General features: G+C 69.1%; 17 protein-coding genes. 5 read left to right on the top strand and 12 right to left on the bottom strand.

The features are described from left to right. Window positions 1-7 precede the first annotated feature (7 nt). A complete protein-coding gene (locus VF106_RS30580; protein WP_330843337.1) occupies window positions 8-607 on the bottom strand; it encodes a phosphatase PAP2 family protein in 600 nt (199 codons plus the stop codon). 129 nt (window positions 608-736) lie between these two features. On the opposite strand from VF106_RS30580, the gene VF106_RS30575 reads away from it, so the two are divergent. From VF106_RS30575 to VF106_RS30565, 3 genes are read left to right on the top strand one after another with little or no spacing between them, the layout of a single operon-like run. Continuing rightward, on the top strand, window positions 737-988 hold the full coding sequence (locus VF106_RS30575; protein WP_330843336.1) for a PqqD family protein: 252 nt from the start codon (window positions 737-739) through the stop codon (window positions 986-988). Continuing rightward, window positions 985-1407, top strand: coding sequence for a lasso peptide biosynthesis B2 protein (locus VF106_RS30570; RefSeq protein WP_330843335.1), 423 nt, complete (start codon window positions 985-987; stop codon window positions 1405-1407). Before VF106_RS30575 ends, VF106_RS30570 begins: the two co-directional genes overlap by 4 nt. Beyond that, window positions 1407-2330: a hypothetical protein gene (locus VF106_RS30565; RefSeq protein ID WP_330843334.1), complete on the top strand. Its 924-nt coding sequence runs from the start codon at window positions 1407-1409 to the stop codon at window positions 2328-2330. The genes VF106_RS30570 and VF106_RS30565 overlap by 1 nt, the downstream gene beginning before the upstream one ends. Window positions 2331-2336: 6 nt before the next feature. Here the strand turns inward: VF106_RS30565 and VF106_RS30560 are convergent, their stop codons facing one another. The 4 genes from VF106_RS30560 to VF106_RS30545 form a co-directional block, all read right to left on the bottom strand. Continuing rightward, the gene (locus VF106_RS30560; protein ID WP_330843333.1) at window positions 2337-2501 is read right to left on the bottom strand and encodes a DUF397 domain-containing protein; all 165 of its coding nucleotides are present in this window, start codon (window positions 2499-2501) and stop codon (window positions 2337-2339) included. Between the two features lie 2 nt (window positions 2502-2503). Beyond that, a complete protein-coding gene (locus VF106_RS30555; protein WP_330843332.1) occupies window positions 2504-3328 on the bottom strand; it encodes a helix-turn-helix domain-containing protein in 825 nt (274 codons plus the stop codon). 77 nt (window positions 3329-3405) lie between these two features. After that, the gene (locus VF106_RS30550; protein ID WP_330843331.1) at window positions 3406-5328 is read right to left on the bottom strand and encodes a GH25 family lysozyme; all 1923 of its coding nucleotides are present in this window, start codon (window positions 5326-5328) and stop codon (window positions 3406-3408) included. Between the two features lie 100 nt (window positions 5329-5428). Further along, on the bottom strand, window positions 5429-7174 hold the full coding sequence (locus VF106_RS30545) for an ABC transporter ATP-binding protein (protein ID WP_330843330.1): 1746 nt from the start codon (window positions 7172-7174) through the stop codon (window positions 5429-5431). A 108-nt stretch (window positions 7175-7282) separates the two neighbouring features. Here VF106_RS30545 and VF106_RS30540 point away from each other — a divergent pair, with 108 nt between their 5' ends. Both VF106_RS30540 and VF106_RS30535 read left to right on the top strand, forming a co-directional pair. Further along, on the top strand, window positions 7283-7423 hold the full coding sequence (locus VF106_RS30540) for a lasso RiPP family leader peptide-containing protein (RefSeq protein WP_330843329.1): 141 nt from the start codon (window positions 7283-7285) through the stop codon (window positions 7421-7423). Window positions 7424-7492: 69 nt separating this feature from the next. After that, window positions 7493-8623 (top strand): asparagine synthase-related protein, encoded by a 1131-nt coding sequence (locus VF106_RS30535; RefSeq protein WP_330843328.1) that lies wholly within the window; start codon window positions 7493-7495, stop codon window positions 8621-8623. A gap of 11 nt (window positions 8624-8634) precedes the next feature. Here VF106_RS30535 and VF106_RS30530 read toward each other — a convergent pair whose 3' ends face one another. Genes VF106_RS30530 through VF106_RS30500 form a run of 7 tightly spaced genes read right to left on the bottom strand, consistent with a single transcriptional unit; the run spans window position 8635 to window position 19012 of the window. Beyond that, entirely contained in the window at window positions 8635-9759 is a 1125-nt protein-coding gene (locus VF106_RS30530) for a nucleotidyltransferase family protein (RefSeq protein WP_330843327.1), read from the bottom strand. Next, window positions 9737-10936, bottom strand: coding sequence for a glycosyltransferase (locus VF106_RS30525; RefSeq protein WP_330843326.1), 1200 nt, complete (start codon window positions 10934-10936; stop codon window positions 9737-9739). Before VF106_RS30525 ends, VF106_RS30530 begins: the two co-directional genes overlap by 23 nt. Next, window positions 10933-12126, bottom strand: a complete 1194-nt coding sequence (locus VF106_RS30520; RefSeq protein ID WP_414639104.1) for an O-antigen ligase family protein — start codon at window positions 12124-12126, stop codon at window positions 10933-10935. Before VF106_RS30520 ends, VF106_RS30525 begins: the two co-directional genes overlap by 4 nt. A gap of 2 nt (window positions 12127-12128) precedes the next feature. Further along, entirely contained in the window at window positions 12129-12986 is an 858-nt protein-coding gene (locus VF106_RS30515) for a class I SAM-dependent methyltransferase (RefSeq protein ID WP_330843324.1), read from the bottom strand. Window positions 12987-12996: 10 nt separating this feature from the next. Further along, window positions 12997-14511, bottom strand: a complete 1515-nt coding sequence (locus VF106_RS30510) for a right-handed parallel beta-helix repeat-containing protein (RefSeq protein WP_330843323.1) — start codon at window positions 14509-14511, stop codon at window positions 12997-12999. Next, window positions 14508-16466: a heparinase II/III family protein gene (locus VF106_RS30505; RefSeq protein ID WP_330843322.1), complete on the bottom strand. Its 1959-nt coding sequence runs from the start codon at window positions 16464-16466 to the stop codon at window positions 14508-14510. Before VF106_RS30505 ends, VF106_RS30510 begins: the two co-directional genes overlap by 4 nt. After that, entirely contained in the window at window positions 16463-19012 is a 2550-nt protein-coding gene (locus tag VF106_RS30500; RefSeq protein ID WP_330843321.1) for a bi-domain-containing oxidoreductase, read from the bottom strand. The genes VF106_RS30505 and VF106_RS30500 overlap by 4 nt, the downstream gene beginning before the upstream one ends. Window positions 19013-19021: the final 9 nt, after the last annotated feature.

Here is a 19021-nt window from a genome sequence, read left to right as displayed (position 1 = left end):
CGGCCGGTCATCGCGCCGAGCGGCGCTCCGCGAGCCAGTCGATCAGCCACGCCACCATCGGCACCACGGCCAGTGCGGCACACAGCCCGCCGATCGTGTCGGTCGGGTAGTGGGCGTTCAGCGCAACCTGCGACCACGCCATGGTCGCGGCGGCCAGCAGTGTCGCCGTCGCCGTCAGCCAGATTCGACCGGCCCACACGGTGGCGACGAGTGCGAAGGCGGCCGCGGTCGCGGTATGACCACTGGGAAACGACAGGTAGCCGTTGTTGATCGTGCGGTCCACCAACGGTTTCATGCCGGTCGTGACGGCGACGGTCGCCACCGCGCCACCGACGGTGAGCAGCGCGGCCCGCCGGTTTCCCTTGCGCAGGAACACGATCACGAGCGTGGTGAGGATGACCGCCGCGCCGACCGGTTCGCTGGTCCAGTCGACGATGAGCGCGAGCTGGGCCCATGGGGTGGCGAGCGGGCGGTGCTCGGCGGGGATCCCGAACTCGCCGGCCGTGGAGGTGCCCGCGAACACGAAGGCCAGCACCACCAACGTGACGGCGGAGAGCGCGGACAGGACCGCGAGTGGCGGCCTGATCCGGGTAGGCAACACGCGCACGCCGCTCACTTCCGGTTCGACCAGCACAACCTCACAATCGTCGACCAGGTCACGATTGTTTCGCGTTGGGTGATCACGGTAACGGTATGACGGGTACGCCCGAATCCACAGTGGAGGAAGGGAACTCACATGCGCCTTCGTACGTCGGACATCTCCGCCCGCACCATCGGCGGCGAGACCATCGTCCTGAACCTCCCCAGCTCGCAGTACTTCGCCATCACCGGGATCGGCAGCCGCGTCTTCCAGCTGCTGTCCGAGGACCGGTCCGTCGACGAGCTGGTGACCGCGATCCTCGACGAGTACGACGTGGACGAGGACACCGCGCGCAGGGACGTGGAGACGTTCGTCGACCGGCTGCGCCAGGCGCAGTTGCTCGCGTGACACCGCCCATGCGGCTGCGCCGCCGCGTCCGGTTCGTGTTCGAACTGGCCCGCGCCGTGTGGTGGCTGACGAGGATCGAGCTGGGGCTACGACGCAACGACCTGCCCGCACTGTGCGCGAAGCTGGGCATCGAGTGCGACCTGCGCAGCGCCGCACCGCCCGCGACCGAGTACGTGGTGCTGCCGAGACGCACCAGGACGACCGTCCTGGCCTGCGCCTACGCGGTGGCGAGGTGGCCGATGGGCAGCACGTGCCTGCGCCGGTGCCTGGTGCTGGGCCGCCTGCTCCGCTCGCTGGAACCGGTGCTACGCATAGGCGTCCGCCGCGACGGGGAGCTGTCCGTGCATTCCTGGCTGGAGATCGGCGGCCGCACACTGGACGCGACGTCCGCGAACTACGCGACCCTGGGCAGCCCGTGATGTTCACCTACCAGGCGTACGGCCTGCACATAGCGAGTGATGTCCTACTCCCGCTTCCGGAGGCTCCTCCCGCGACCCCGGATCTGACGCTGTGCCGGGGCAAGTCCCGAGATGTCCCGCACGAACGCCCACCTGGCGAGCGACTGGCCGAGATCGCGCGGCCGGACCACACGATCTTCTACACCCTGTCCCGAGGCACCAGAACGGTGCTGCGCTACCCGGGCCTGTGCGACTTCGTGGGCGACGCCACCTTCGAGCGGATCGTCATCCACCCACACCCGGGCGCCGACGAGGACCTGTTGCCGGTGCTGATCTCTGGTGCGCTGCTGGCCACACACATGTTGCTGCGCAACGAGTTGGTACTGCACGCGAGCGCCGTCCGCGTCGGTGACGAGGCGTTGGCGTTCGTGGGCAGGTCGGGCATGGGCAAGTCGACGCTGGCGGCGGCCCTGTGCAACCAGGGCCACGCGCTGGTGTCGGACGACCTGCTGCGGGTGGACGCCGAACTGCTGACCTACCCGGGCGCCATCGAGACCCGTCTACGCCCGAGCGCGCGCGAACTGGCCAACGGCAAGGGATACGAGACCGCGGACGGCCGCGTGGCCACCCGCCCCGACGACATGGTCGCCGACCCACTCCCACTGGCGGCCTGCGTGATCCCAGGCCCGAGCCGCGAAGCCACGGAGGTGACGGCCCGCAGGCTCGGCCCGGCGGAAGCACTGCTGCGCCTGGCCAGCTTCCCCAGAGTGCTGGGCTGGTCGGACAAGGCGACCATGGCGTCCGGTTTCCAGGCGCTGGGCGACCTGGTGGAGCGAGTCCCGGTCTTCGCGACGACGATCCCGTGGGGCCCACCGTTCGCGGACGGCGTGCTGGACGGTTTGGTGGACGCGGTACTGGGCGATCACGCGCTGGCGCCCTCCTGAGCCAGGCTAGCCGCGATCGAACCGGCCGTCCTTGATGCCCTTCAGGAAGGTGGTCAGCCGGGGTGTCGCCAGCCGAGGGCCGTTCGGGTCCTTGCTGTCCCGCAGTGCCGCCAGATCGCCCCGAACCTCGACACAGTTACCGGTGTTGGTCTTGGTCGACTTCCGCCACATGGTCACAACCCCTTCATCAGACCGCTTATCAGCTTACGGCTGTCGGTCTGCGAAAGGGCTACTCGATCGAGGCGGTCGAGAACGACGTTGAACGGCTCGACATCGTCGTCGTGGATATAGAAAGCACCCGCCGTCAGCTCGACGTGGATCACGGGTTTGGTGTTGGGGAAACTCATCCACAGCCAGGAATGCAGGACCAGGACCTGCGTCTGGTGTGTCGGGATGATCCGGACCCGCATGGCCCTGTCCTGGGCCTGCAGAAGGTGCTGCAGCTGGCCCCGCAGCGCATCGACGCCGCCATAGGAGGCGCGGAGTGCCGTCTCGTCGATGTAGGCGGTGTAGTCGACCTTCCCAAGGATCTGTTGCCGGCGCAGTCGAGCCATCCAGCGGGTCTCCATGTCCTCCGGCGGAACACCAATCGCCCGCATGACGCCGATGGCGGTCTCGTAGGTGTGAAGCAGGCCGGGCACGGCTCGGACCGATACGTCCACCAGTTCGTTGGCGTCGGCTTCGTAGCTCGCCAAGGCGCCGACCTCGGCCGGTACGCCGGGCAATGGCCGATCCCACCACCCGGACGACGTCCCGGCCTGCACCTCCGCGACCACCTCTTCCCGCTCGGCGACCGGAATCTGCCATGCGGTCAGGAGAGTCGCCACCTCGTCGGTGCTGATGTGCCGCAACCCGCGTTCGGTTCGGCTCAACCGACTGGCCGACCACCCGGCCATCGCCGCCGCGCGCTCGAGGGGAATTCCAGCCCGTTCCGTGCGGATGGCCCGCAGCTTCGCGCCGATTATCCGGTCGCGGGCGCGAGGATCGTTCCTGCTCACGGCACGTGAGATTAGCCCGCGACCGGGTAGCCGGCAGCGATTATGACATTGTGGTTCGCGGTTCGGAATTATCCGTATCAGATGAAGTAACCGGCCAGATCCGCGACCAGGTTTATCGAGCCCGAGCGGTTGAACAGCCACACGTCCGAGTTCGAGCCGACCGCGACCGACACCAGGTTCGGCACGATCTGGCCCGCGACCAGGTTCAGGTTCGACGCGCCCGGTGGCGGCGGCGTGGTGCTGGTCTTGGGGTAGACGGCCACGTACGTGTCGGCCGTCGGGGAGACGCCCGTGACGTTCATGATCACGCCGCTCGCGCCGTGGGGCACCGCGTCGATCATGGTGAGTGCGGTGGCCACGCCGCCGCCGCTGACCGGGGTCCAGGACACGCCGCCGTTGCGGGAGTCGAGCAGGCGCTGTGGCGCGACGGGCACGAACTTCGCGCCCGTGTCCGAGTAGTAGCCGGCCAGGTCGGCCACCAGGTCGACCGAACCGGTCAGGTTGTACAGGCTGACCTTCCGGTTCAGGCCCAGCTTGACCGTCACCAGGTTCGGCGTCGGGTTTCCGTTCGCCAGGTTCAGGTTGGACGCGTTCGGCCGTGCGTCGGCGCCGGTCGGGAACGCCGTCACGAACGTGCTCTCCGTCGCGCCGACACCGGTCAGGTTGAGCGTCACCGCGGTGGCGCTGGCCGGCACGTAGGCGGACAGGTCCAGGTCGCGGGTGGCGTTCGGGCCCAGCGGGCCGGCGCCGTCGCGGGTGTCGAGCACGCGTTGCGGTGACAGCGCGGTGTACAGACCGGACGCGTCGGTGGCGTACCAGCCCGCCAGGTCGACGACCAGGTGTGTGCTGCCGAGCTGGTTGCCCAGCGTGATCCTTCGGTCCGGACCGACCTGCACCGTCACCAGGTTGGGTCGGATCTCGCCCGCGACCAGGTTCAGGTTCGACGCGTTCGGGCGTGTGCCGCCGGCCGGCCACACGGTCACGAACGTCGAGGTCGAGGCGATGCCGGTGACGTTCAGGACCACGGCGGTGGCGGTCGCGGGCAGCTGGCTGGACAGGTCGAGCGTGCGAGAGCCGCCGGGGCCAAGCGCGCTGGTCTCACGGGTGTCCAGCACGCGGATCGGGTTGGACGGGGTGAAACCGGATGCCTTGGCCGCCATCGCGTCGAGTGCCGCCGCGCTGCCGCTGAAGTAGTTGCCGTCCACGTTGCCGCTGATGCCCGGCACCGTGGTGGTGGAGCTGTACTGCCAGAACGTCCAGTTCGACCAACCCGGCGGCATGGTCGGCGTGCTGACGCCCCAGTGGCTGATCCACAGTGGATTGGCGCCGAACGCCGTGCTGTTGCCGGTGCAGTCGCGCCAGAAACCGGGCGAGGTGTAGATGAGCGCCGGCACGCCGGTGCGGCGCTGCACCTCGGTCACGAACTCGCGGATCCAGGCGACGTTCTCCGCCTGCGTCTTGTTGTAGCACTGGTTCGCCGTGTTGTACGGGTTGTACTCGATGTCCAGTGTGGGATAGAGCGTCTTTCCGTCCCGCATGTACTGGGCGCGGTCGAGGAAGTAGTCGGCCTGTTCGAGGGCGCCGGTGTCGTTGGGCGTGCCGAAGTGGTAGGCGAAGGCGTACATCCCCGCGTCCCGTGCGCCGTTCTGGTCGTCGGCGAAGTACGGGTTCTGGTAGTAGTTGCCTTCGGTGGCCTTGATCCCGACGAAGCGGATACCGCTGCCGGCCACCTGGGCCCAGTCGATCGGGCCTGCGGTGTGCTGGTACCGCGAGACGTCGATGCCGCGGATGTAGTCGGCGGCGGGCGCGACGTCGTTGTTCGCCGTCGCGGCGAACTCCTCGGCGGTCAGCGGGCTGTGCGCCATGTCCACGTTGTCCCGTGCGACGCCGTCGACGACTGGAGCGGACGGCGCGGACGGCGCGGCACTCGCGGTGGTGGCGATCCCTCCCGCGGCGACGACAGACACGAACATGCTCACGAGCACACGGCGAAGGATCACGCAGTCATTATCACCAGGCGCCGAAGTGGCGTTACAGCGCCACCAGATATGAGCGTGTTACGGAAATCGGGCACAACGCTCGATCGAGGTCAACCAGGCCTCAACGGTAGGCCGCCGACTGCAGGCGGTACAGCTCCGCGTACTGACCGGCCGCCGCCATCAGCTCGTCGTGCGTGCCACACTCGACGATCCGTCCCTCGTCCATGACGTAGATCCGGTCCGCCATTCTCGTGCTCGAGAACCGGTGTGAGATCAGCAGTGCTGCGCGGCCGCCCAGCGTGGCCCGGACGTTCGTGAACAGGTCGTGCTCCGCGCGTGGGTCCAGCGCGGCCGCCGGCTCGTCCAGCACGATCAGTGGCGTGTCCCGGTACAGGGCGCGGGCCAGCGCGACCCGCTGCCACTGGCCGCCGGAGAGGTCGACGCCCTCGTCGAGGTCCCGGCCCAGCATCGTGTCCATGCCGTCGGACAGGTCCCGCACGGTCCGTTCCAGGCCGGCCGCGGCCGCCGCCCCCGACTCGTCGCCCGACGGGGCGCTGATCGTGATGTTGTCCCGCAACGTCATCTGGTATCGCACGAAGTCCTGGAAGATCACCGTCACCGACGCGCGCACGTCGGAGGCCGGCACGTCCGCGCCGTCCCACCGGCGGGTGCCCGTTTCCGGGTCGTACAGCCCCGCGACCAGCTTCGCCAGGGTGGTCTTGCCGGAGCCGTTCTCGCCGACGACCGCGACGACCTCGCCTGCCTTGATCTCGATGTCGACGCCGGCGACCGCCGGTCGTTCCTGCCCTGGGTAGGAGAAGCGCACGTTCCGCAGCGCGATTCCCTGTGTGAGTGCGCGCTTGTGCCCGGCGGCCACCCCGGTCGGTCCACTTGCGACGAACCGGGCCAGGTCGGCCAGGAACGGTGCCGACTCGAGCAGGGCGCCCACCGAACCGAACAACACCCCCAGCTGGCCGCTCAGCAGCCGCACGGCGATCGCCGCCGCGCCGGCCTCCGCCAGGCCGATCCGGCCGCTGCGGACCAGCGTGACGATGGCGAGCAGTGCGCCGGTCAGTGCGGCCGCGACACCCACGGTGGTGAGTGCGGCGATCAGCTGGCGACGCAGGACCTGTTGCCGCAGCGCGATGTTCACCTCGGCGTTGAGCACGGTGTGTCGCCTGCGCAACGGGACGGCCGCGTCGAACGCCCGAACCTCGGCGGCATAAGGCCGTTGCGTCAACAGTTCGCGGAGGTAGTGGCGGCGGCGGAACAACGCCGTGACCCGGTGCGCGAACGCGAACTCCGTGCGGCTCGCCCAGTGAGCCAGCAACACGGCCGGGATGCCGGCCGCGAGCAGCAACGGCAGCAGCAGGGGTTCGACCGCCAGGAGCACAACGGACATCGAGCCGACGCCGAGCAGGCTGCCGGCCATGCCGAGCAACGCGGAGGTGACCGCGAACGGTCGTTCCAGCGCGTGCTGTCGCACCCGTTCGAGCGCGGTGGCGAAACCGGTGGACTCGTAGGTGATGAGGTCCGCCCGTGCGGTCGTGTCGAGCAACCGGTCCCACACGCGCTGTGACACGCGCTCACCGAGGAAGCGATGCTGCTGTGTCTGAAGTGGACTGACCGACCCGGAGACCGCGGTCGCGAGCGCGAGGAGGAGCAGCGCGGGGGTGAGGCCGACCGTCGCCCGTTCCGGTGTGAGAAGCGCGTCGAACGTGAGCTTTCCCGCCGCCACCACACCGAGTGCGGCCCCGGCGCCGACCAGTTGGTACACCGTCGCGAGCACGGTGCCGCCGCGATCGGCACGCCAGACCTCGCGTGCCGCCGCCGCGATCAGACGTGGGGTCCTTGCGAGTCGTCGCACGATAAGTGAGTCCGACTACGCACAGTTTTCGTTACACGCGGAACTGTCTATTCGGTAATGAAACGGGCAGTGCGACGACCTACCGGGTACACCGGGAGGAGGTGAAACATGCGCCAACCCTACGAAGCACCAGAGCTCGTCGAGCTCGGCTCGCTCACGGACCTGACCCAGGCCAACCTGTTCGGCAAGTCCAGTGACCAACTGACGTGGATCCTGCCGATCCTCGGCGACAGAAACCGGTACTCGTGAGTTGTGCGGGCGGTGACGGAGAGCGCTAGCTCCGTCACCGTCTTTTTCGCTTTCTGGCAAGGAGTCCGCGTGGGACTGTATACAATGGATCCGCTGGAGATCGCCGGCGGTTGGGTCAACGGCTACGACCCGGTGCCGATGCCGACGGGCCCACACGAGTCGCCACGTGTCGTGCTCGACCGGTTGCTGCTCACGCACCTGCGGCGTTTGCCGTGTCTGGTGGCGTTTTCCGGTGGCCGGGACTCGTCGGTGTTGCTCGCCGCCGCGGTCACGCTGGCCCGCCGGGAGGGCATCGCGCCTCCCATCCCGATCACACTGTCCTATCCGGACATGCCGGACGCCGAGGAGTCGAGCTGGCAGGACGCCGTGCTCGAACACCTGGGCATCACTGACCGCATCGTGCTGACGGTCCATGACGAACACGACCCGCTCGGGCCCGTGGCGACACCGGTGCTGCGGCAGCACGGGCTGGTCTGGCCACCGAACTTCGCCCCGACGCTCCGCCTGATGGGCATGGCCCGCGGCGGCGTGCTGCTGACCGGCGAGGGCGGGGACGAGGCGTTCGGCCTCAAGCGTGTCACGCCGCTGACCAAGCTGCTGTCCGCGAAGGGCTGTGTCTCGCCGGGCGTGTACGGGGATGCCCTGGGTGCGCTGCGCCCGGCCTTCCTGCGCCGCAGGGCCGCGTTCCGCGGTCGCTACCGCCGCCCGTGGCTGCGCGCGGAAGCGGAGCCGACCCTGGCCCGCCGCGACGCAGAGGACGCCGCGGCGTTCGCCTTGCACGCGGGCCGTAACACGTGGCAGTTCGCGACCCGCAGGTGCGCCCGCATCGCCTACGAGACGATGCGCGTGCTGGGCACCGAGATGGACGTGACGTACGTGCAGGCGTTCGCTGAGCCGGCCCTGGTCGCCGCGGTGGCGGCGGAGGGTGACTTCTTCGGCTGGACCGGCCGCACGGCGACCATGCGTGCCCTCTACGGCGACCTGCTGCCCCGCGAGGTCCTGGAACGCCGTACGAAGGCCCTGTTCGCACGAGCGGTCTTCCGCCGCTACACCAGGGAGTTCGCCCGCACGTGGAACGGGTCCGGAGTGGACATAGACCTGGTCGACCCGGAGATCCTGCGAGAGATGTGGCTTTCCGACGACCCCCACGCCCCGTCGATGACGCTGCTGCAACAGGCGTGGCTGGCCCGCCAGAGCTGAGCGCTCCGGGGTCAGCGGGTACCGGGATCTCTGCCGCGCAGTGCTTCCCGGAAGCCGAAGCGGAGACGGGACAGTGCCGACTTGTGCCGGTCCGCCGTGTAGCTGGCGTCGGGGAGCAGCAGCGCCATGAGGAACGCGGCCTTGTCCCGCAGCCCGGGCAGCACCGGAAGGGTCGCGATCGCCTGCGCGGCATAGGTTTTATTCGTCCGTGTGTGTAGGCCGAGCCAGCGTTCCTCGCGTTGGTTCGGCACGTAGGACACCGCCCACTCCCGTAGGACGCCGGTGGTGGACAGGCCGAGCAGGCGCGTCGAGTCCGCCACGGCCGCGGCCACGACGGCCTGCACACCCCAGGCCGTCGCGCGGTCGATCAACCCGCGCTCGTCCGTCGGGTGCAGTTCCGCCACGTCCCGCAGGGAACCCAGCCGCAGCGGCCAGTCGCCCAGGGCCGCGTGGTAGCAGGCGTGCAGGAACCGGTTGGGCGCGGACAGCGCGGTCAGCCGGTGGTCGCCGATCGCGAAGGACTCGCCAGCGTCCCACAGTGCGTCGAGTTGGACCCGCACGCCCCACGGCCCCAGCACGAACGTCCGGTGGAGGTCGATCTCGAAGTCCGCACCCCGCACCGTGGTGCCCTTGTCGAACCGCCGGTCGAACCCGGGCCGTGGCTCGGCGAGGATCCTGGTCAGGCCGGCATCGACCAGAGTGGACACCGCGTGCGGGATGTCGTCCGGCCGGAACAGCAGGTCGAGGTCGATGAACGAGCGCAACGCCGGATCCGGGTAGTCCAGGTGCGCGTACGCGCTGCCCTTCAGCACGCGGGTCTCGATCCCGGCCTCGGACAGCAGCGCGGTCATCGTGACGAGGTACCGCTCCAGCGACAGCACCCGCATTAACGCCGTGCGGTGCGCGGCCCGTGCCTCCTGGCGCTGTGCGCTGGTCGCCGGCATGGCTCCGCTGTCCACAGTGGAGCGCAGAAGTCCGACCACACGGTTCGACCTGGCGGCGGCCAGCAGGACCGACCAGGTGTCGTCGTCCAGGGGAGCGGATGGGAAAGACCTCGCGGCGCCGGGCAAACCGTGTCCGGCCACCGCGAGCAGCGCGGTCGGGTAGGCGGACTCATCGCACAGGATGCGCGCCAAGACGTTCCCCCTCGATGACGTGGCGGTAGTGCTTCAGTAGGTTCGTGAGCCCCACCGACCGCGTGAACTCCCGTTCGTACCGTTCCCGCGCGGCGTGCCCGAGTGACGCGGGAGTCCGCACGACCCGGCCGAGCGCGGCGGCGAGCGACGCGGCGTCACCGGGTGTGTGGGTCAGGCCGGTCACCCCGTCGGTCACCAACTCGGCGAGCGAGCTGTGCCCGGCAACGACCGCCGGCACGCCGGCCGCCATCGCCTCGACCACCACCAGCCCGAACGTCTCCAGCCACTCCGACGGCACCACCACGGCCACCGACCGCGCCACTGTCGCTTGGCAGGTCTGTTTGTCCAGCCGACCGATGAACCGCACGTCGCGCCGGGTCGCGGCCCATGTGGACACGTCGTCGGCCAGCGGCCCGGCGCCCGCGATCACCAGCGGTACCCCGAGCCCACCGGACGCGGCGATCCGGTCCCACGCGGCCATGAGCAGCCGCACGCCCTTCTCCACCGTCAACCGTCCCAGGTAGAGCAGGTGCTCGCCGGAGCCGGTCCTACGGACGTCGGTGTCGGGCACGAAGTTGTACTTCACGTACAGCTTGTCCGTCGGCATGCCGTTGGCGATCAGCGTCTGGCGCTGCGCGTCGGAGATGCACAGGAACCGCGACACGGACGACCACCACCGGCGCTGGTTGGCCACCAGGTTGAGCGCCAGTGGCACCGTCGCCAACGACGAACCCCGATAGCAGCCGTGCCGCACCGCGGGCAGCGGGAGCCGGCCGACACAGGACGTGCACACCGCGCCGTCCCGGTACAGCGTCCCGGATGGACAGACCTGGGTGTAGTTGTGCAGTGTCGCCACGACCGGCACGTCGGCGGCACGGCAGGCGTCCAGCACCGAGGCCGACAGCAACGGGAAGGTGTTGTGGACGTGCACCACGTCCGGCCGGTCCTGCCGCAGTCGGGTGGTCAGCGCGACTCGGGCGGCCGGGTTCCACGGCACACCCAACGGCACCAGTGCCTTGCGTGGCAACGAGAAGTCCGCGATGTCGTCGCTGCGCCGCTCGAACCGGTCGACTACGTGCCCGGCCTCGCGCAGCAGCGCGACCTCCTGGTCGACGACGTTGTCCTCGCCGCTCGGCTGCTCGCTGCGGTACCGGTTGTGCACGACGAGAATCTTCATGTTGTCTCTCCAGGTCGCACGTTCGTGAGCAACACGGCCGCGATGGTCAGGTTGAGCAGGTACGGGGAGGCGTCACCGAGCCCGGCCTCTGTGTACGACGCGATCACGCAGTAGACGACCAGGAACAACGCGGTCGCGCGGGTCAGCGACGGCGGCCGCAGCGCGGCGACGCCGAACAGTGTCAGCAGGAACGCCGCGACGATCGTGAGCCCGAGATACCCCTGCTCGTGGTAGATCGCGAGCCAGCTCGAGTCGATCGGCAGGCCGCTGAACGACTTGTTGGTCAGCCCGACCCCGAAAATCCGCTCGCTGAGCGTGCGTGGTGCGGCCAGCAACGCCTCCCACACCTTCTCCCGGCCGGTCAGCTCGGTGAGGTCGTTCTGCCCGCGCCGGAACCACGTCTGGACCGCGGCACCCGCGATCATCCCGCCCACCCCGGCGACGAGCGCGGTCGTGGTGAACACGCGCCGGGCCCGCGCGGAGGTCGAGATCAGCGACAGGATCGCCACGACGAGGCCACCGATCAGGCCGAGCAGCGCCGTTCGGGTGTGGCTGAGCAACAGCAGACCCACGGCCGGCACGGCGACCACGAGGGCGCTCGTGCGTGTGGTGTGGCGGCCGAGCCACAGCATGATCACCAGTCCGGCCACGGTCGCCGCGTACTGCCCGACCTGCGGCGGGGTCAGCGGCCAGATCGCGCCGACGAGACGGCCGCCGTAGGTCTCCGGCCTCGCGAGGCCTGGCGCGACCACCAGCCCGACCGCGACCGTGAGCAACACGAAGCTCAGCGCGAGGACGTGTGTGCGCACGAACGCGAGCCAGTCGTCCCACCAGCGGGTCAGCAACCACAGCGTGGCGACGAACATCGTGAAGCGGAAGCAGCGGAACAACGCGCCGTAGCCGGACTCCAACTGCATGCTCGACACGATGCTGACCGTCAGCAGCAACGTGAGCAGCAGCAGATAGGCACTCGACCGCAGCTGGATCTTCGGGTTGAGCAGCAACGCGAACAGGAACGCGGCGACGACCGCCCCCATGGTGACCATCTGGGCCACCGGCCGGGGGATCGGCAGCACGGTGATCGCGCCCTGGGAACCCAGGGTGTTGATCACCAGCAGTGCCCACACCAGACCGAGCAGCCGAGGCGCGGTGCGCTGCTCGACGAAGTCGGTGGGACGGTCGGCCGCGATGCTCACTGCCGTGCTCGCAATGTCACCCAGAGGTGCCAGCCGAACCGGTCACCGTAGGGCAGGCCGTGCACCGGCAGCGGCGGCGCGTGCATGTACCGCTGGAACGACTCCGCCAGCTCGAAGTTCGGGAAGTCCCGCTCGACCTCCGCCGGCGAGTACACGCGGGCGAACGGGTTCAGCGGGCCGTCGGTGTTGCGGTGCGTGAACGTCTCGACGTCCAGATAGGACCGCAGCCCCATCTCTTCCGCGTTGTCCAGGTGCTGTCGCAGAATCCCCTTGAACGGCACCATCCTCCGCAGCGGGTAGGCGGCGGCCAGCACGGCGCGCCGCACGAACCTGATGCTGACCTGGAAGTTCAACGACTTCCGCGCGTACAGCATCGCCACCAGCGTGCCACCCGGCTTGAGCACCCGGTGGATCTCCTTCTGCGCGGTGAGGATGTCCGGGATGTGGTGCAGCACCCCGTGGCTGAACACGAAGTCGAAACTGCCGGTCGGGTAGGGGATCTCCAGCGCGGAACCCTGCTTGAGGTCGTCGTACGGCAGGTCACGCAACGCCAGCCGCGCACTCACCCGCGCGACCGACTCGGCCGTCAGGTCCAAACCGGACCACCGGGCGCCGCGGCGGATCAGCTGCTCGGACTCCGCGCCCTGCCCCAGCCCGATCTCGAGAACCTTCTTGCCCTGCCAGTCGAACCGGTCGAGACAGGCAGGGATGTGACCCTCCTGTTCGTACCGCCACTTGTCGTAGGCGGTGAAGAACCGCTCGTAGTCGTCCGCGAACTCCTGCCGCAGTCCGCCCACGATGTGGTCACCGCAGGGGTGTGCGTTCCAGAACGACTGGACCTCGGTCTCGTTCATGAGAAGACTCTCAACCTCCCGACTGGACGAACGTGCTGTGTTGGTCTTGCGAGTACGGCGCCGACTGCCACTGGGAGGGGTGGATCACCCGTCCCGTGTCCTTCGCCATGAAGGTCCACGGCCCCGAGTAGTAGTTGTCGCGCCACGTGTTGTGCTGGGCGAACGTGATGGACTGCTGCACCGTGTCCGCCCGGTACGGTGACCAGTCCGGGAAGGTGCCGTAGTTGGAGATGACCGCCATCCGCGCGCACAGCGCGTTGCAACCGATCTCCCGGGTGTCGACGGCGAACCGGTTGTCGTGGATGTCCACGTTCTGCGTCTTCCACCGGCAGTCGTCGAAGAGCGGGTCCTTCGCGATGGCCGGCTGTGTGCAGCGGTCCGTGTCGTTCACCAGCAGCGTGCAGCTCCCACCGGACGTGTTGGCCGCGCTGTTGCAGAACCGGTCGGCGTTCTCCCACAGGGTGATGCCCGACCAGTTGTTCTCCAGCACGTTGGCGTAGATGTCGATCTTGCTGGTGCGAGCGGGGACCCGGGGTTCGCCACCTGCCTCGGACAGGTAGATCGCAGCCGACGGGAAGACCTCCCCTCGGTCGGCGAACGCGCGACCCTCGACGAGGTTGTTCCGCCGCAACGTGTTGGCCCGGATCACCGCGTTGTAGCTGATCTCGTAGAAGATGGCGGGACCGTCGTTGTCCTCGATCAGGTTGCCCTCGATGAGGAAGTCGTTGTTGTTCGTGTCCGCCCACAGGCCGGCGCCCCGGTTGTCGTGCACCCAGTTGTTCCGCACGTCGGCCTTGTCCACGGCCCAGAACTTCACGCCGCCGGTGCACCCGCAGCCTTCTATCTTGGACTCCCAGTCGCCGGTGTTGTTACCGGTGATCTCGTTGCCCTCGACCACGAGGTCGGTCAGGTCGCCGTCCTTGTACGCGTTGATGGCGTACTGGCCGTTGTCCCGCAGGCAGTTGCCTCGGACCCGCTGGCGGGAGCCGGCCATCATCCCCGCGCCCTCGTTCTTCTCGATCGTGTTGTCCTCGATCACCCAGCCGTCGCCGGAGTCGTGGTTCACCACGCCCTCGTCGGGTGGCGGGACGAACCCGCGGATCGTGAGCCCGCGGATCGTCACGTCGGACGCGTCGAACACGAACGCGTACTTGTTGACCCGCTTGCCGTCGAGGACCGCGCCGGGAGCGCCGAGGTAGGTGTTGCCGTCCTTCGGGGTCACGGAGCCGAACTCGCCCTCGCCGAGCGTGTGCGTGCCCGGGGCGAGCCAGAACGTGGTGCCGGCCGGGTTCTCCTCGGTCTTCTCGGCCAGGTCCGCGTCGACGTCCGGATCCACCACGATCGCACCGTTCGGTGCCTGCGCCGGGCCGGGCTTGGTGTTACCGCACACGGCTGAGACCGTGCCGGTGGGTGCGACAGGCCCGGTGTTCTCGTTCGCGGAGGGAGAAGCCGTGCAGGCCGCGAGCAGGGCCGCGCCGGCCAGCGCCAGCGCGATGCCGTGGAAAGAACCCGTCCGCCTGCTCATGAGTCGTGGAATCTGAGGACCGTGACCAGCGGCAGCCGCGCCGGCCCGCCGGCCAGCCCGGCGCCGATCAACGTGGTGGCCGGTTCGCGGTGGCCGAACTCGGTGGAGTACCAGCCGAGCGGTGGGTTCTCCTCGCCGTGGTGCGCGGTCCACGTCAGCGTGGTCGGCAGTTCGAGCGACGCCGTACGGTCGCGCCACGACAGCAACGCAGAGTGCCCGTCGAGCACCGTGGTGACCTCCGGTCCCAGGTGGAACGCGAGCCGGCAGTTCCGCACCGTCGGGGCACGGACGTCGTCCTGGATGCGAACCTCGCCGCGGTCCCGGTTCAGGTGGACGGTTCTGCGGTGGGAGGCGGGTTCCCGACCCCGTGCGTAGCCGTCGTGTTCGGCCGTCCACCGCGATCCGTTGGCCACGAGCACGCTGGTACGGGCATGCCGCGTCCACATGAACGGGCCGCCGGACTGGGACTGGTCGCGGCCGTCCAACTCGAGCGTGTTGTGGCCCAACGTCGACCGGAAGTAGCTCCGCCACGCGGGTTGCCCGTGGTAGCAGTAGGTTCCGGGATCGGCGAGGATGTCGACGCCGTCGTGCCGAACCTCCACCGACAGCGCGTCGGCGTGCGCGTGTGCCGCGATGGACAGGAACCCGTGCGGGCCGCCGTCGCACCGGACCCAGATCTCACCCGTCGTGCCGGTCGTCCGCATGATCGTCATGCCTGCGTCGCTCAGGTGGGTCGGACGCTCGGCCGGCCGCACCGCCGTCGGCCGCGCACCGTCCGAGAGGGAACCGAGCAGCGGGGTCCGGACGTCCTCAGTGGACACCAGCGGCCACCACCGCTGTCGGCCGAACAGCACGTCGCCGGTGTGCAGCAGGCTCGACCACCGGTGCGCGCCAGCGCCGTCGACGATCAGCCCGTGTCCGTCGTCGGCATCCCCTTGCCTGGGCGGGTTGACCTTCACGTCGACGATCGCGGCCAGCGCGTCGCACATGCGCATCAGGACCAACCACATCGTCTCGGGCACCGCGACCCCGGCCGCGTCCGCCTCGACGGCCGCGGTGAGCCCCAGCTCCAGCACCAGACCGTGGTACTCGGTGGCCAGCTCGCGGTTGAGTCCGGACGCGAACGTGTTGCGGTGCAACTGCTCGTCGAGCTGCCGCAACGCCTGCGCCCGCCACGTCGGCGTCTCCGGGAACCAGTCGAACGCGCACGCGGTCACGAGCTGCCCGGCCGCCTCGGCGATCACGTGGTTGTTGGCCGACGAGCCGTGGCTGCCGAGCGCGGCGAGCCAGCGCTGGTGGTGCCAGATCTGGTGCAGTGCCTCGGGATTGTCCTCGAACAGCGAGGCCGCGCCGGACCAGCGGTCGAGCAGCCGGCGCACCCACACCCACGAGATGAGCCGGATACCCAGCTCGATGCCGCTCACCCAGTGCACGCCCCGCAGCGGCGGGTTGGCCGTCCACCACGAACGCAGGTGCTCGGCCACCCGCTCCGCGTACCGCTCCTCGCCGGTCAGCGCGTAGGCCGCGGCGAGAACCGTGAGGTGCTGGTGCCGCGACGGCTCCCACAGCTGCTTGATGTCCCCGACGGCGTGCTCGTCGCGGTAGGGGATGTCGAAGGCGTACCGATCGGTCGGCGCGTGCCGGCCCGTCTTGGGGTCCCACGACCAGTCCGGGTCGACCATGTCGGTCCGGGACACCCCGAAGTACTCGGCGTGCCCGGCCATCAGCTCGTCGGCCGTGTCGACCAGCCGTGCCTTGGCCGCCGGCACCACGGCCGCGAGGGCGTGATCGGGCAGCACCGGCAGGAAGCGCCGGTTGGGCAGCCAGACGGCGGCCTGCTCGGCCTCGTCGAGCACGCGCCGCCAGCGGTGGATCCGCGCCGCGACGACCGCGCGGGTGGCCATCTCACGTGGCCCCATCCGCGACAGCCGCCGCAGGTACCAAGTCGGTCTCATGGAGCTGCCTCGATACGTATGGGCGCACCAGCGGCGAGGCTGGTCTCGACGGCCAGCGTGGCCAGGGTGGTGGCGGCGAGCGACTCGACCGGCACCGGCATCGGGCCACCGGTCATGACGGCGGTCACGAACTCCTGGACCTCCCGTGCCTGTCCCTTGTCACGGCCCTTGGGGAGGCGGGAGCTGGCCCACTTCTTGCGACCGAACACCGCGGCACGGGCGAAGTCGTCGAACCGGAGCACCTTGCCGTCGGCGGTCAGGTCGATGGTCTCCTTCTGGAACTGGCTCGACCCGTTGGTGGTGTAGCTGATCGTCGCGGTCGAGCCGTCCGGGTAGCGGAGCATCGTCTGCAGGTCGCTCTGGTTCGGCGTTGCGGCGGCGTAGACGGAGGTCGGGTCGGCGCCGAGCAGCCAGGAGACGGTGTCGATGAAGTGCCCACCCTCGCCGGCGAAGCGGGTGCCCTCACTGTCCTGTGTGTACCAGCTGTTGCCGTCGAGCCGGCCCGCGTTGACGAGGTACCGCACCGAGGCCGGCCCGATACGGCGGCCGAAACGCTTCCTGGCCTCGTTGAGCAGCGGCGCGAACCGGCGGTTGAAGCCGACCTGGAGGCGGTCGTTGCCGGTCTCCGTGATGGTGTCGAGGACGCTTCTGAGCTCGTCCTGCGTGAGGGCGAGCGGCTTCTCGACGAACACGGCCTTGCCGGCGCGGAGTGCCCGGTTGGTCAGTTCGGCGTGCGTGCTGTGCCGGGTGACTACGAAGATCGCGTCCACGCTGTCGTCGTCGAGCAGGTCGTCCAGGTCCGTGGAGGCGTCGGTGAAACCGAACTTGCGCTTGGCGTTCGCCCCGGACAACGCGGACGTGGTGACGACCCGGTGGAGGTCGACTGCCTCGTTCTCGGCGAGATGCGGCAACAGCATCGACGACGCGTAGTTACCGGCCCCGATGAACCCGACCCGAAGGGTCGATTTCCGCTGCCTGACCGGCTGATCCCCGAGCGAAAGTCCCACTCGTGCGGCCGGGGGCCCCCCGATTTCAACGCTACCAGCGGGGGCTGACAATTCCGCGCCGTTTCCGCCGGCTTTGCCGTTGGTCGCCGATGTCGCTGTCTCGGGGCCGTGCGAAAGGTCCACTCGTGCACCGGAAGCCTCGCCGCTACCAGAAGACACCGACGATTCCGCGTCATCAGAACCGTCCACCGCAGACTCGTCCGGGTGATCCCCGAGCGAAAGTCCCGTTGGTGAAGCCGGGGGCCCCCCGATTTCAACGCTACTAGTGGGGTCCGACAGTTCTGGGTCGAGAGTGTCGTCCGACGTGGACTCTTTCGGGGCCAACCCGAGCGAATGGTCCTTTCGTGCCTCCGGAGGGCCCCCGATTTCCACGCTATCAGCTGCCACCGACAGTTCTGGGGTGTCGGCGGTGGCGGGCTGTGGATAGTCGAACAGCACCGCCACTGCCTTCAGTTCGCCCTCGTTCAGCGAGCGGTAGGTCTCCACCGCGTCGTCGAAGGCGGCCACGTGCGTGATCAGCGGCTCGACGTCGATCTTGTCGTGGGCGGCCAGGTCCAGGAAGCACTCGAGGTTCCGGCGTTCCGTCCAACGCACGTAACCGATCGGGTAGTCCCGGCCCTCCAGTTCGTACGACGGGTCGTACCGGCCAGGCCCGTACGACCGCGAGAAGCGAACGTCCAGCTCCTTCTCGTAGTACGCGTTCCACGGCAGGTTGAGGCTGCACTTGCCGATGTCCACCACCGTGCCGCGGTCCCGGGCCAGCTTCGCCGCCAGCTCGACCGGCTGGTTCGTGTTACCGCCCGCCGCCAGGTACACCTGGTCGACACCGAAGCCGTTGGTCAGCGACGCGACCGCGGTCTCCACCACGTCCGAGCCCGGCGCCGCGCACACCGTCGCGCCCATCGCCTCCGCCAGCTGGCAGCGCGTCGGGTCGGGGTCGACGCCGATGACCTTCGCGCCGGACGCGACCAACAGCTGCACCACCAGCTGCCCGATCAGGCCCAGCCCGATCACCAGGGTCACGTCGCCCAGCTGCGGCTCACCCCGCCGCACGCCCTGCATCGCGATCGAACCCACCGTGCCGAACGCCGCGTGCCGAGGGTCAAGCGGTGTCGGGACCTTCGCGTACAGGTTCTTCGGCACCCAGTTCAGCTCGGCGTGCAGCGCGTGCTCGTTGCCCGCGCACGCCACCAGGTCGCCGGCGGACACGTCGTCGACGCCCGCGCCGACCGACGTCACCACCCCACACAGCGAGTAACCCAGCGGCGTGTACGAGTCGAGCTTGCTCGTCACCTTGCGGTACGTGGCGGCGAGCCCGTTCGTCGCGACGCTCTGCATGACCTTCGCGACCTGGTCCGGGCGGGCCTTCGCCTTGCCCAGCAACGACTTGCTGGCCTCGCTGACCTTCATCAGCTCGGTGCCTGTGGAGATCAGCGAGTACAGCGTCCGCACCAGCACCCCGCCCGGCTTGCACGCCGGCTCCGGCACGTCCAGGAGCGCGAGCTCGCCGCTCTTGTAGTTCTGCACTACCTGCTTCAAGGCAATTCC

Source organism: Actinophytocola sp., assembly GCF_036378875.1.
Lineage (GTDB): Bacteria > Actinomycetota > Actinomycetes > Mycobacteriales > Pseudonocardiaceae > Actinophytocola.
This window is presented reverse-complemented; position numbering and strand designations above follow the sequence as displayed.

Bases quoted from the DNA above. Each gene is read 5' to 3' on its own strand.
- VF106_RS30575 (WP_330843336.1), top strand. From the start codon at position 737: ATGCGCCTTCGTACGTCGGACATCTCCGCCCGCACCATCGGCGGCGAG.
- VF106_RS30565 (WP_330843334.1), top strand. From the start codon at position 1,407: ATGTTCACCTACCAGGCGTACGGCCTGCACATAGCGAGTGATGTCCTA.
- VF106_RS30560 (WP_330843333.1), bottom strand. From the start codon at position 2,501: ATGTGGCGGAAGTCGACCAAGACCAACACCGGTAACTGTGTCGAGGTT.
- VF106_RS30540 (WP_330843329.1), top strand. From the start codon at position 7,283: ATGCGCCAACCCTACGAAGCACCAGAGCTCGTCGAGCTCGGCTCGCTC.
- VF106_RS30525 (WP_330843326.1), bottom strand. From the start codon at position 10,936: ATGAAGATTCTCGTCGTGCACAACCGGTACCGCAGCGAGCAGCCGAGC.
- VF106_RS30515 (WP_330843324.1), bottom strand. From the start codon at position 12,986: ATGAACGAGACCGAGGTCCAGTCGTTCTGGAACGCACACCCCTGCGGT.
- VF106_RS30510 (WP_330843323.1), bottom strand. From the start codon at position 14,511: ATGAGCAGGCGGACGGGTTCTTTCCACGGCATCGCGCTGGCGCTGGCC.
- VF106_RS30505 (WP_330843322.1), bottom strand. From the start codon at position 16,466: ATGAGACCGACTTGGTACCTGCGGCGGCTGTCGCGGATGGGGCCACGT.